We start from the raw sequence: 12747 nt of genomic DNA, 5'->3' as shown, positions 1-12747 counted from the left end.
CGAGAGTGAAATTTTATGAGCTTGAATCCAAGAGACGTCGTGATTGTCGACTTCGGTCGTACTCCGATGGGCCGCTCCAAGGGCGGCATGCACCGCAACACCCGCGCCGAAGACATGTCGGCGCACCTGATCAGCAAACTGCTGGAACGCAACGCCAAGGTCGATCCTGCTGAAGTCGAGGACGTGATCTGGGGCTGCGTCAACCAGACCCTGGAGCAGGGCTGGAACATCGCGCGCATGGCGTCGCTGATGACCCAGATCCCGCACACCTCGGCTGGCCAGACCGTCAGCCGTCTGTGTGGCTCGTCGATGAGTGCACTGCACACTGCTGCGCAAGCGATCATGACCGGCAACGGTGACGTGTTCGTGGTTGGCGGCGTCGAGCATATGGGCCACGTGAGCATGATGCACGGTGTCGATCCGAACCCGCACATGTCGCTGTACGCGGCGAAAGCCTCGGGCATGATGGGCCTGACCGCGGAAATGCTCGGCAAAATGCACGGCATCACTCGCGAACAGCAGGACGCTTTTGGCGTGCGTTCCCACCAGTTGGCCCACAAGGCCACCGTGGAAGGCAAGTTCAAAGACGAAATCATCCCGATGCAGGGCTATGACGAGAACGGTTTCCTGAAACTGTTCGACTACGACGAAACCATTCGTCCGGAAACCACCCTGGAAAGTCTGGCGGCTCTCAAGCCTGCCTTCAATCCAAAGGGCGGCACCGTGACTGCCGGTACTTCGTCGCAGATCACCGATGGTGCTTCGTGCATGATCGTGATGTCGGCGCAACGTGCACAGGACCTGGGTATCCAGCCAATGGCGGTGATCCGTTCGATGGCAGTGGCGGGTGTGGATCCGGCAATCATGGGCTATGGTCCAGTTCCGGCAACACAAAAAGCCCTGAAGCGTGCGGGCCTTGGCATCAACGATATCGACTTCTTCGAACTCAACGAAGCTTTCGCCGCACAGGCCCTGCCAGTGCTGAAAGATCTGAAAGTGCTCGACAAGATGAACGAGAAGGTTAACCTGCACGGCGGCGCGATCGCCCTGGGTCACCCGTTCGGTTGCTCCGGTGCCCGTATTTCCGGCACCTTGCTGAACGTGATGAAGCAGAATAGCGGCACCTTCGGGGTGGCTACTATGTGCATTGGTCTCGGCCAAGGCATCTCCACCGTCTTCGAACGCGTCTAAGCGTCTCGTTGATGGAAGCCGGGGCCAAGTGCCCCGGTTTTTGTTTTTGTGGATTTATTTTGTTTTTATTTTGAAAAAATTTGAGTGAGGGCCAAACCATGCCGATACAACCTGGGCTCTACCAACATTACAAAGGTCCGCAGTACCGCGTATTCAGTGTTGCGCGGCATTCCGAGACCGAAGAAGAAGTGGTCTTTTACCAAGCCCTGTATGGCGATTACGGCTTTTGGGTACGCCCTCTGAGCATGTTTCTCGAGTCAGTCGAGGTTGACGGCGAGCAGGTGCCACGCTTTGCTTTGGTGCAAGCCGAACCGAGCCTTTTTTCCAAGGCATAAGGCGAGTGCGCGCAGAACCCTGTGCTTGACCTCACCTTGTATCAACTATATATAGCGGTGCCGCGTCAGGCGCCAACCGCCTTTCACTTCTAGAATTCAGGAATTTTCTGATCCATGGGCAAATCGCTGGTCATTGTGGAATCCCCGGCTAAGGCCAAGACCATCAACAAGTATCTGGGTAACCAATACGTGGTGAAGTCGAGTATCGGCCATATCCGAGACCTGCCCACCAGCGGTTCGGCTAGCGCCAGCAAAGAGCCAGCCGCCAAGCGCGGCAAGGCTGCTGCGGGCGAAGGTCCGGTGCTCTCGCCGAAAGAGAAAGCGCGCAAGCAGCTGGTCTCGCGTATGGGTGTCGATCCCGATCATGGCTGGAAAGCCAAGTACGAGATCCTCCCGGGTAAAGAGAAGGTGATCGAAGAGCTGCGCCGGCTCGCCAAAGATGCTGACACCATCTATCTCGCAACCGACTTGGATCGCGAGGGGGAAGCCATTGCCTGGCACCTGCGCGAAGCCATCGGTGGTGACGACAGCCGCTACAAGCGCGTGGTGTTCAACGAAATCACCAAGAAGGCGATTCAGGAAGCCTTCTCGGAACCGGGCGAGCTGGACATCGATCGAGTCAACGCTCAACAGGCGCGTCGTTTCCTCGACCGCGTTGTGGGCTACATGGTTTCGCCGCTGCTGTGGGCAAAGATTGCCCGTGGCCTGTCCGCTGGCCGTGTGCAATCGGTTGCTGTGAAGCTGGTGGTCGAGCGTGAACGCGAAATTCGTGCGTTCAACCCGGAAGAGTACTGGGAAGTGCATGCCGATCTCGGCACCACCAAAGGCTCGACCGTGCGTTTCGAAGTAGCTCGCGAGAAAGGCGAAGCCTTCAAGCCGCTCAACGAAGCTCAGGCCATGGCCGCGCTGGAGAAGCTCAAGTCTTCCAGCTACAGCATCGTCAAACGCGAAGACAAACCGACCAGCAGCAAGCCTTCGGCGCCATTCATCACGTCGACCCTGCAACAGGCTGCGAGTAACCGCCTGGGCTTCGGCGTGAAGAAAACCATGATGATGGCTCAGCGTCTGTACGAAGCCGGCTACATCACTTATATGCGTACCGACTCGACCAACCTCTCGGCCGATGCCGTGGCAATGGCGCGCACTTACATCGAAGACGAGTTCGGCAAGAAGTACCTGCCGGAAACGCCAAACGTCTACAGCAGCAAAGAAGGCGCGCAAGAGGCTCACGAAGCGATCCGTCCTTCCGACGCCAACACCACGCCGAGCAAGCTCGCAGGCATGGAGCGTGACGCTGAGCGCCTCTACGAGCTGATCTGGCGCCAGTTCCTCGCTTGCCAGATGCTGCCGGCGCAATATCTGTCGACCACCGTCAGCGTCGGCGCTGGCGATTTCGAGCTGCGCGCCAAGGGCCGTATCCTCAAATTCGACGGTTACACCCGCGTCATGCCGCAGATTGCCAAACCTGGCGACGACGACGTTCTGCCTGATATGGCGCAGGGCGATGTGATGAAGCTGATCAAGCTTGATCCATCGCAGCACTTCACCAAGCCACCGGCGCGCTACTCGGAAGCCAGCCTGGTTAAAGAAATGGAAAAACGTGGCATCGGTCGTCCTTCGACTTACGCTGCGATCATTTCGACCATTCAGGATCGCGGTTACGTGACCTTGCACAACCGTCGTTTCTACTCGGAAAAGATGGGCGACATCGTCACCGAGCGTCTGTCGGAAAGTTTCTCGAACCTCATGGACTACGGCTTCACCGCCGGCATGGAAGAGAACCTCGATGACGTGGCGCAGGGCGAACGCGACTGGAAAAGCGTGCTGGACGAGTTCTACGGCGATTTCAAAAAGAAACTCGAAGTAGCCGAAAACCCGGAAAGCGGCATGCGCGCCAACCAGCCGGTCATGACCGACATTCCGTGCACGACCTGCGGTCGTCCGATGCAGATTCGTACTGCGTCGACTGGCGTATTCCTCGGTTGCTCGGGCTACAGCCTGCCGCCGAAAGAGCGCTGCAAGGCCACCGTCAACCTGGTGCCGGGCGACGAAATCGCTGCGGACGACGAAGGTGAGTCGGAATCGCTGGTTCTGCGCGGCAAGCATCGCTGCCCGATCTGCAGCACGGCGATGGACGCTTATCTGCTCGATGAGAAGCGCAAGCTGCACATCTGCGGTAACAACCCGGATTGCGCGGGCTACGAAATCGAAGAGGGCAGCTATCGCATCAAGGGCTACGAAGGTCCGAGCCTGGAATGCGACAAGTGCGGCAGCGAGATGCAGCTCAAGACCGGCCGTTTTGGCAAGTTCTTCGGTTGCACCAACCCTGAGTGCAAGAACACCCGCAAGCTGTTGAAAAGCGGTGATGCAGCGCCGCCGAAGATGGATCCGGTGAAGATGCCTGAGTTGAAATGCGAAAAGGTCAACGACACTTACATCCTGCGTGACGGTGCCTCTGGTCTGTTCCTGGCCGCCAGCCAGTTCCCGAAAAACCGTGAGACCCGTGCTCCGCTGGTGATCGAGATTGTGCCGCACAAGGACGAAATCGATCCGAAGTACCACTTCCTCTGCGACGCGCCGAAGAAGGATCCTGATGGTCTGCCAGCGGTCATCCGCTACAGCCGCAAGACCAAGGAGCAATACGTGCAGACCGAAGTCGATGGCAAGCCTACCGGTTGGAAGGCGTACTTCGACGGCGGCAAGTGGACGGTTGAAGACAAGCGTACGAAGCCAAAAGCTGAGTAAGCCTTAGCCTGATACTGAAAGGCCGCATGAGAACCCTTGGGTTTTCAGGCGGCCTTTTTGTTTTGTGCTTGCGGTGGGATTGGCTGATCCACGACACTGTCCGGCCTGTGTGAAGCAATTATTTCGTTGTGGAGAGCGCCGTCATGGCTCACGAACTCTATACCCGTACCAATCAGAAGATCTATTTCGCCGGCCTGTCGCTCGAAGCCTTGGCTCGTGCTGAAGAAGGGCGTGCGATGAATTCTCTGGCGTTGATTCAGGCTGGGCGTGAATCGGCGCTGTTTCACCTGTACGGGGCCTTGCTGGGGCTTTGTCATGAGATCGCGGGTTTCTATCGTCTGCCGCAGGCCAATGCGCCGCGGGCCGAGATGCTGCTGACGCGTGAAGTGCTGGAGTCGATCGCAATTCCCGAACTGGCCGAAATGGTTGAGTTGGCGGGCAATTCTGAAACCTGGTTGGCGAAACTGCTGGCAGCGCATTCGGCGCTGTTTCAACCGCCACGAGTGCCGCACAAGCCGAAGGGTGATGTGACGCAACCGTTGATTCAGGCGATTAATCTGGACGAAGAAGAAGCGCCAGAAGAGTTGAGTCGAGAGGAGCTGGAGAGCTGGCGGCAGAACTTGAAAGGTCTGGCGATACGTTTCCGCGAAGGCTTGAACGAGTGCTGAGGGCGATTGACACGGTGGCAATCTGAAACATGCTGCTGGTCAAGATCCCGAGCGAAGCCTGAATGATGTCTATATAATCCCTGCCTTTCGTGGAGAACAGACCTATATGCCAACGTCCTTTCTAGAAATTGTCGAGTTACCCGACGGCCGAATCGAGCTGCGCAGGGCCGAGGACGAGGGTTCTCTGGTGACGCTGGATTTCTCCGAGGATGCCAAGGCGTTCCTGCAAGGTCAGCATGTGGAGATCGCCAAGGCGATGTTAAGCGTCGGCGTGCAAATGGCCGGTCGCATGGTCGAAGGCGAGTTTGATAAGGAAGAAGGGCCGCGGGTTCTTCATTGATCCCCGTCTTTTTACTTTTTGACGTTACCGCTTCAGATCGGCTTCTCTGTCCCTGGAGAAGCCCTGCGCTTCACACAGCGCGTGTAAGCACCAATCAACCCAAACGAATATTCAGGCTCTGAGCATCGCCCGTGCGTGCGGCGTTGATCAGTTGTTGCCGTGAATTTGCGTTCAGCGGGTTGAGCCAAGTGACTACGGTATGACTGCGACCCAGCTTCAGGGCTTCGCATGCCAGTTGCTGAGCGCTTTGAGCGCCTCTTGGTTGCAGCAGCAGAATACGCTCGCGATTCAAACCGGCATCCCGCAGCCATGTTTGGGTCAGGCTCGCAGGAGGCGCTATCAGCGTCAGCCAGCGTGCGTCCTGATCTTCACTGAGTTCGCGAAGGATCGGGGCAAGCAGGTTCAGGCAGTTCCCGGTAGCACCGCGCAGTGACAGCTCGCTGAATACTTCAGGTTCAGCAATCCACGGGCGCTCGACGACCTCTTTGAGGATCGGCGCCATCGGTTGTGCCAGAAACGCTTCGAATAAAGGCAGTTGTGTTTGCTGAGGGGTGTGTGGGAACTGCATAAAGCCTCCTTTAGCGGCGAATGACGCCGACACTCAAGCCTTCGATCACCAGTTCCTGATCTTTCAGGTCGACTTCGATAGGGGCGAACTCAGGGTTTTCGGCAATCAGCCAGACCTTGCTGCCTTCACGCTTGAAGCGTTTGACGGTCACTTCATCGCCGATGCGAGCGACGACGACCTGGCCATTACGGGCTTCGCGGGTGGTGTGCACGGCGAGGAGGTCACCGTCGAAAATGCCGATGTCCTTCATGCTCATCCCGTGTACGCGCAACAGATAGTCGGCACGTGGATGAAAGAAGGCCGGATTGATATTGCAGGACTCTTCGATGTGCTGCTGGGCGAGGATCGGCGCGCCGGCAGCGACCCGGCCAATGATCGGCAGGGTAGAGTCGTCGGCCTTGGCTTCGAAGCCGGGAATGCGAATACCGCGCGAAGCCCCTGGGGTCATCTCGATGGCGCCTTTGCGGGCCAGTGCCTTGAGATGTTCTTCTGCCGCGTTCGGCGACTTGAAGCCCAGTTCCTGAGCGATTTCCGCGCGGGTTGGCGGGTAGCCGTTGTCTTCGAGGCAACGTTTGATGAAGGCCAGAATCTCGGCTTGGCGTGGCGTCAGCTTTAGCATATTGATCGCTCTGTCTTTTTATACAGTGACTGGGATTATATACAGTGAAGCGTCCTTGGCAATGCCCGTTTTTTTGCCGGCCGCCAGACGGTCGGCAGCCTTGCTTATTAATGCATCGGTCTTGTGTGGTTAAATAGCTGACCGACCATTCCCAAAACGAACCGGCAGGCTTGACAAGGCACAGGCTGAAACGTATGTTTCAAACAAGTGTTTGTCAGGCGGAGTAGCCATGGCCCAGTCGGAAACCGTTGAACGCATTCTTGATGCTGCCGAGCAGTTGTTCGCGGAGAAAGGTTTCGCTGAAACCTCATTGCGTTTGATCACCAGCAAGGCTGGCGTCAATCTGGCAGCGGTGAACTATCACTTCGGTTCGAAAAAAGCCCTGATCCAGGCGGTTTTTTCGCGCTTCCTCGGGCCGTTCTGCATCAGCCTCGACAAAGAGCTGGAGCGCCGCCAGGCCAAGCCTGAAAACAAGCCAACTCTTGAAGAGCTTCTGGAAATCCTCGTCGAGCAAGCCCTCGTGGTTCAGCCACGCAGCGGCAACGACTTGTCGATCTTCATGCGTTTGCTCGGCCTCGCGTTCAGCCAGAGCCAGGGCCACTTGCGTCGTTATCTGGAAGACATGTACGGCAAGGTTTTCCGTCGCTACATGTTGCTGGTCAACGAAGCCGCACCACGCATTCCGCCGATCGAGCTGTTCTGGCGCGTGCACTTCATGCTCGGTGCTGCCGCGTTCAGCATGTCCGGCATCAAGGCTTTGCGCGCGATCGCCGAGACCGACTTCGGCGTCAACACTTCCATCGAACAAGTGATGCGTCTGATGGTGCCGTTCCTCGCTGCAGGGATGCGCGCCGAAACCGGCGTCACCGATGCCGCCATGGCCACCGCACAACTGCGTCCGCGCAGCAAATCAACGCCGGTCGCCGCCAAGGTTTAACCGCACACGGGTGGGCGCGGCAGCTTGTATCCGCTAAGCTAGCCGCCCATGCCGACTCTCGTTCTGAACCCGAAATCCATAGAAATTGCCAACCTGCCGAGCATGGCTCACGGTAGCGATTTCCTGCGGGTCGGGTTTTTCGTTTTCAAGGAATCTCTATGACTGCTGGCCTGCAAGGCTCGTTGATGGTGGACGTCGCCGGTACTTGGCTGACGGCCGAAGATCGCCAATTGTTGCGTCAGCCCGAAGTGGGCGGCCTGATCATTTTCGCGCGTAACATCGAGCATCCACGTCAGGTGCGTGAACTCAGCGCATCGATTCGCGCGATTCGCCCGGATCTGCTGTTGGCAGTTGATCAAGAGGGCGGTCGCGTGCAGCGTCTGCGTCAGGGCTTTGTGCGTCTGCCGGCCATGCGTGCCATCGCCGATAACCCGAATGCCGAATACCTCGCCGAGCAATGCGGCTGGATCATGGCCACCGAAGTACTCGCGGTCGGGCTCGACCTGAGCTTCGCCCCGGTGCTCGATCTGGATTACCAGCGCAGCGCCGTCGTTGGCACCCGTTCGTTCGAAGGTGATCCCGAGCGCGCGGCACTGCTCGCCGGAGCGTTCATTCGCGGCATGAACAGCGCCGGCATGGCGGCCACCGGCAAACACTTCCCTGGCCACGGCTGGGCAGAAGCGGATTCCCATGTCGCGATCCCCAACGACGAGCGCAGTCTCGACGAAATCCGCGCCAACGACCTCGTGCCGTTCGCCAGACTCAGCAAGCAACTGGCCGCGATCATGCCAGCGCACGTCATCTATCCGCAGGTCGATTCGCAGCCCGCCGGCTTCTCTCGCCGCTGGTTGCAGGACATCCTGCGCGGCGAGTTGCAGTTCGACGGCGTGATTTTCAGCGACGACCTGTCGATGGCCGGTGCTCACGTGGTCGGCGACGCCGCCAGTCGCATTGAAGCCGCACTGACTGCCGGTTGCGACATGGGCCTGGTCTGCAACGACCGCGCTGCCGCAGAGCTCGCCTTGAGCGCCGCGCAACGCATGAAGGTCAAGCCATCGGCCCGAATTGCCCGTATGCGCGGTCAGGCATTCGCCAGCACCGATTACCGTCAGGATCCGCGCTGGCTCACCGCCATCGGCGCGCTCAAAGACGCTCAACTGATCGATTAAGGATTTTTCGCTATGACGGTTTACGCAATCATCGGTGGCACCGGCCTGACCCAACTCGAAGGCCTGACCATTCGCCAATCGCTGGCAGTGGACACGCCCTACGGCGCGCCATCGGCCGACGTGCAGATCGGCGAGTACGCCGGCAAGGAAGTGTTGTTTCTCGCCCGTCACGGCCACCCGCATCGCTTCCCGCCGCACAAGGTCAACTACCGCGCCAACCTGTGGGCGTTGAAGCAGGCTGGTGCCGAAGCGATCATCGCTGTAAACGCCGTGGGCGGGATTCATCCGGCGATGGGCACCGGGCATTTCTGCGTGCCGCACCAGATCGTCGACTACACCAGCGGGCGCGAGCACACCTTTTTCGCCGATGACCTGGAACACGTCACCCACATCGACTTCAGCTTTCCCTACAGCGAGCCGTTGCGTCAGCAATTGATCGCCGCTGTGGCTGCTGAAGGTTGCGAGTACAGCGATCAAGGCGTGTATGCCTGCACTCAGGGCCCGCGTCTGGAAACGGTCGCCGAGATCGTGCGTCTGGAACGTGATGGCTGCGACATCGTCGGCATGACCGGCATGCCGGAAGCGGCACTGGCCCGCGAGCTGGATCTGGATTACGCCTGTCTGGCGCTGGTGGTGAACCCGGCGGCGGGCAAAACCACCGAAGTAATCACCATGGCCGAGATCGAGCAGGCCTTGCACGATGGCATGGGCAAGGTGAAGTCGGCGTTGGCGCGGGTGTTGGCCGGCTAAGGACTGCCCATGAGCATTCTCATCGAACGGCTTAAGTCATTGGCCTGGCCCCGGGTATTCACTAGCAGCGCGCTGGCCAAGGCCCGGGCTTATGCCGCCGATGATCGGGTAGAGATCATCGAGATCGATGACAGGAAGATCGAGGCGTTCTGCGTCGGTTCGGAAAATCAGGCGTATGAACAAACCATTTACCTGTCCGAAGATCGGTTGGGTTCGGTCAACTTGCGTTGCCTGTGTACCTGTCCTGTCTCAATCGACTGCAAACACTGCGCTGCGGTGCTCTATCACCTGCAGGGCAGTGATCATGAAGTGTCTGAAAGTGACGCACAGATCCCTTTGGGGCGGGCGCTGGAACATTGGCTTTCGACGATTCCCGTGCCGGCCAAGCCCGCCGAAGAAGGCGCACAAGCCGCAGGCACGCGCCTGTTTTACAAGCTCAAGCCAACGTCAGTGAGCGGCAAGTGGCTGCTCGATATTTTCAAGGTCTCCCAGCTCAAGAGCGGCGAGTTACGCGAAGTCAAACCGATGTATTCGCTAGCGGAAATGCTCATGCGTCAGCCCGGCTACCTGTCCGAGCTGGATCTGCGCGTCGCCAGGCTGCTGGTTGCCATGCACTCCCATCACGCCTATTACAGCGGCTATCCGCTGGAAGGCAGCAGCGGCGCCGAACTGCTGGAAATGCTCCTGCGCACCTCGCGGCTGTTCCTCGATTTCGAGGATCTGCGACCGTTGGTGCCGGGAGCGAAGCGCATCGGCCAGTTCGCTTGGGCCGAGCAGGCAGACGGCGGTTTCCGTGCGCAGTGGAGCAGTGCCGAGGCTGCGCAGGAAACCGTGCTGGCGCTGGAGCCGCTTTATTACCTGGATCGTGAACAGCGGCAGATTGGCCCTCTGTTCAATGAACTGGAAAAAAAACTGGCCAGCCATTTGACGCTGGCACCGGATATTCCGGCGCGTCAGGCGATGCAGTTCAGCCACCGCATGAGCGCCGCGACGAGAATCCCGCCGCCCCACCAATTGACCGAACGAGTCATCGACGACGTACTTCCGCAGCCGCAACTCACCCTCGTCAGCGGTCGGGAGCGCTCGCGCTGGGAATACATTCTTGAGCACCGCGCCGCCCTGATGTTTACCTACAACGGCCAACCGACGGTGGATCGCAACCCGGAAGTGATGATCCTCAACGGTACCGAAACCCAGCGCATTCAACGCCAGCCTGCGGTGGAAAAGAAACTGCGCCAGATCCTGCAAAAGCTCGGCTTCAAGAAAGCCACGCGCAAGAGCTCGCTGGATCGTCCCGGCGAGATGTTTACGTTGCCGGATGATTCCGCCTGGCTCGGGTTTATGCACGAAGGGCTTGCCACATTGCGCGCCTCGAACTGGGAAGTGGAGATGAGTCCCGGCTTTCATTTCAATGTGCAACCGGTTGAGCATTGGTACGCCGAGGTCGAAGAAGAGGCTGGGCATCAGTGGTTTGATTTGCAGTTGGGTATCGTCGTCAATGGCCAGCGCTACAGCTTGCTACCAATCCTTCTGCACTTGTTGCGCACCCAGCCGCGCTTGCTTGACCCGGTCAATCTGGCACAACGCAGCGATGACGAAAAACTCCTGATCGAACTGAAACCCAGCGGTTTTGGCGACCCTTCAGGCGCCAAGGTCGCGCTGCCGCTGAGTCGGGTCAAACCGCTGATGGCCACGCTGGGCGAGTTGTACTTGGGCGGTCATCAGGGCGATGTACTGCGCTTGAGTGTCCCGGATGCCGCGCGCTTGAGTATGCTCGATGGCGTGCCGCTGGATTGGCAGGGCGGCGAGCGGCTACGCACCTTCGCCAAGCGCTTGCAGAATTCCATTCACACCCAGGTCGTTGCGCCGGCCGGCCTTAACGCGCAACTGCGCCCCTATCAGCTCGAAGGCCTGAACTGGATGCAGACCCTGCGCGAGCTTGAGGTCGGCGGCATTCTGGGCGATGACATGGGGCTGGGCAAAACGCTGCAGACCTTGGCGCATCTGCTCACGGAAAAACACGCCGGTCGCCTTGATTGCCCGGCACTGGCGGTGATGCCGACCAGCCTGATTCCCAACTGGCTCGACGAGGCCGAGCGTTTCACCCCCCAGTTGAAAGTATTGGCGCTGCACGGCTCGGGGCGGCAAAAGGATTTCGCTGAACTGGCTGAGTACGATCTGGTGCTGACCACTTACGCGTTGCTGCCAAGGGATTTGGAGACCTTGCAGCCGCAGCTGTGGAGCGTACTGATTCTCGACGAAGCGCAGAACATCAAAAACCCGATCAGCAAAGCGGCGCAAGCGGCCCGTGACCTGCAGGCCCGCCAGCGCTTGTGCCTGAGCGGCACGCCTTTGGAAAACCACTTGGGCGAGCTTTGGTCGCAGTTTCATTTCCTCATGCCCGGTTGGCTCGGCGACAGCAAGTCTTTCAATCGCGATTACCGCACGCCAATCGAGAAGCACGGCAATGTTCAGCGCATGCAGCACCTGACAGCGCGCATCAAGCCGTTTTTGCTGCGCCGCAAAAAGGACCAGGTCGCCACCGAGTTGCCACCGAAAACCGAAATTGTCCATTGGGTGGATCTCAGCGACGGCCAGCGTGATGTCTATGAAACGGTTCGCGTGGCGATGGACAAAAAAGTCCGCGACGAAATTGCCCGCAGTGGCGTGGCGCGCAGTCAGATCATCATTCTTGATGCCTTGCTCAAGCTGCGTCAGGTCTGTTGCGACTTGCGCCTGATCAACATGCCGATAACGGCGAAGGCACTGCGTTCCGGCAGTGGCAAGCTGGTCAGCTTGATGGAGATGCTCGAGGAGTTGCTGGGCGAAGGTCGCCGGATCCTGCTGTTTTCCCAGTTCACTTCGATGCTCGCCTTGATCGAGGAAGAATTGCAGCAACGTGATATTGCCTATTCGCTGCTGACCGGTGACACCACGGATCGGCGCACACCGGTGAAGGATTTTCAGGGCGGCAAGGTGCCGTTGTTTCTGATCAGTCTGAAGGCCGGGGGGACCGGTTTGAACCTGACCGCTGCGGACACGGTGATCCACTTCGACCCTTGGTGGAACCCGGCGGTGGAAAATCAGGCCACCGATCGTGCGTATCGAATCGGGCAAAACAACCCGGTGTTCGTTTACAAGCTGATCGCTCGCGGCACAGTAGAGGAAAAAATCCAGGCGTTGCAGCAGGAAAAAGCAGCGTTGGCCGGGGCGGTGCTTGAGGGCGGGACAACAGGTGGCTGGAAGCTGGAGCAGAGTGACATCGAGGCGCTATTTGCGCCGTTGCCTGTATCCAAGGTTTGAGCCTGGGTTTTAACCGTTAGACCGAGGTGAGCCATTCGCGAGCAGGCTCGCTCCCACATTAGATTTGTGTGATTCACAGGATCCCTGTGAACACTGGATTGGTGAATGCCACAGATCCAGTG

The 12747-nt window shown here is 58.7% G+C and carries 11 protein-coding genes; 9 read left to right on the top strand and 2 right to left on the bottom strand.

All coding sequences use genetic code 11. The annotated features are described in order from the left end of the window. Positions 1-15: 15 nt before the first annotated feature. From fadA to AC5SEM_RS16450, 5 genes are all read left to right on the top strand, one after another. Complete coding sequence (gene fadA, locus AC5SEM_RS16470) at positions 16-1191, top strand: acetyl-CoA C-acyltransferase FadA (protein WP_007910465.1); 1176 nt, start codon at positions 16-18, stop codon at positions 1189-1191. Between the two features lie 98 nt (positions 1192-1289). Further along, complete coding sequence (locus AC5SEM_RS16465; protein ID WP_007910467.1) at positions 1290-1526, top strand: DUF1653 domain-containing protein; 237 nt, start codon at positions 1290-1292, stop codon at positions 1524-1526. Positions 1527-1640: 114 nt separating this feature from the next. Further along, positions 1641-4271 (top strand): type I DNA topoisomerase, encoded by a 2631-nt coding sequence (gene topA, locus AC5SEM_RS16460; protein ID WP_077573837.1) that lies wholly within the window; start codon positions 1641-1643, stop codon positions 4269-4271. Between the two features lie 143 nt (positions 4272-4414). Continuing rightward, positions 4415-4939, top strand: a complete 525-nt coding sequence (locus AC5SEM_RS16455) for a DUF6586 family protein (protein ID WP_007910470.1) — start codon at positions 4415-4417, stop codon at positions 4937-4939. A 106-nt stretch (positions 4940-5045) separates the two neighbouring features. Beyond that, positions 5046-5279 carry a hypothetical protein gene (locus tag AC5SEM_RS16450; RefSeq protein WP_003226592.1) on the top strand — a complete coding sequence of 78 codons (234 nt, stop codon included), beginning with the start codon at positions 5046-5048 and terminating at the stop codon, positions 5277-5279. A 94-nt stretch (positions 5280-5373) separates the two neighbouring features. Here the strand turns inward: AC5SEM_RS16450 and sulA are convergent, their stop codons facing one another. Together sulA and lexA are read right to left on the bottom strand one after the other, a co-directional pair. After that, positions 5374-5847, bottom strand: a complete 474-nt coding sequence (gene sulA / locus AC5SEM_RS16445) for an SOS-induced cell division inhibitor SulA (RefSeq protein WP_116030904.1) — start codon at positions 5845-5847, stop codon at positions 5374-5376. A gap of 10 nt (positions 5848-5857) precedes the next feature. Continuing rightward, positions 5858-6466 (bottom strand): transcriptional repressor LexA, encoded by a 609-nt coding sequence (gene lexA / locus AC5SEM_RS16440; RefSeq protein WP_003226590.1) that lies wholly within the window; start codon positions 6464-6466, stop codon positions 5858-5860. 229 nt (positions 6467-6695) lie between these two features. On the opposite strand from lexA, the gene AC5SEM_RS16435 reads away from it, so the two are divergent. From AC5SEM_RS16435 to AC5SEM_RS16420, 4 genes are all read left to right on the top strand, one after another. Next, entirely contained in the window at positions 6696-7403 is a 708-nt protein-coding gene (locus tag AC5SEM_RS16435) for a TetR/AcrR family transcriptional regulator (RefSeq protein WP_007910473.1), read from the top strand. Positions 7404-7561: 158 nt separating this feature from the next. Further along, positions 7562-8572: a beta-N-acetylhexosaminidase gene (gene nagZ, locus AC5SEM_RS16430; protein WP_116030902.1), complete on the top strand. Its 1011-nt coding sequence runs from the start codon at positions 7562-7564 to the stop codon at positions 8570-8572. Between the two features lie 12 nt (positions 8573-8584). Then, on the top strand, positions 8585-9322 hold the full coding sequence (locus tag AC5SEM_RS16425; protein WP_016986745.1) for an S-methyl-5'-thioinosine phosphorylase: 738 nt from the start codon (positions 8585-8587) through the stop codon (positions 9320-9322). Positions 9323-9331: 9 nt separating this feature from the next. Then, a complete protein-coding gene (locus AC5SEM_RS16420) occupies positions 9332-12625 on the top strand; it encodes a DEAD/DEAH box helicase (RefSeq protein WP_495470843.1) in 3294 nt (1097 codons plus the stop codon). Positions 12626-12747 lie beyond the last annotated feature (122 nt).

It is taken from the genome of Pseudomonas sp. CH61, from assembly GCF_059429415.1.
This window is presented reverse-complemented; position numbering and strand designations above follow the sequence as displayed.

Bases quoted from the DNA above. Each gene is read 5' to 3' on its own strand.
- fadA (WP_007910465.1), top strand. From the start codon at position 16: ATGAGCTTGAATCCAAGAGACGTCGTGATTGTCGACTTCGGTCGTACT.
- AC5SEM_RS16465 (WP_007910467.1), top strand. From the start codon at position 1,290: ATGCCGATACAACCTGGGCTCTACCAACATTACAAAGGTCCGCAGTAC.
- topA (WP_077573837.1), top strand. From the start codon at position 1,641: ATGGGCAAATCGCTGGTCATTGTGGAATCCCCGGCTAAGGCCAAGACC.
- AC5SEM_RS16455 (WP_007910470.1), top strand. From the start codon at position 4,415: ATGGCTCACGAACTCTATACCCGTACCAATCAGAAGATCTATTTCGCC.
- AC5SEM_RS16450 (WP_003226592.1), top strand. From the start codon at position 5,046: ATGCCAACGTCCTTTCTAGAAATTGTCGAGTTACCCGACGGCCGAATC.
- sulA (WP_116030904.1), bottom strand. From the start codon at position 5,847: ATGCAGTTCCCACACACCCCTCAGCAAACACAACTGCCTTTATTCGAA.
- lexA (WP_003226590.1), bottom strand. From the start codon at position 6,466: ATGCTAAAGCTGACGCCACGCCAAGCCGAGATTCTGGCCTTCATCAAA.
- AC5SEM_RS16435 (WP_007910473.1), top strand. From the start codon at position 6,696: ATGGCCCAGTCGGAAACCGTTGAACGCATTCTTGATGCTGCCGAGCAG.
- nagZ (WP_116030902.1), top strand. From the start codon at position 7,562: ATGACTGCTGGCCTGCAAGGCTCGTTGATGGTGGACGTCGCCGGTACT.
- AC5SEM_RS16425 (WP_016986745.1), top strand. From the start codon at position 8,585: ATGACGGTTTACGCAATCATCGGTGGCACCGGCCTGACCCAACTCGAA.
- AC5SEM_RS16420 (WP_495470843.1), top strand. From the start codon at position 9,332: ATGAGCATTCTCATCGAACGGCTTAAGTCATTGGCCTGGCCCCGGGTA.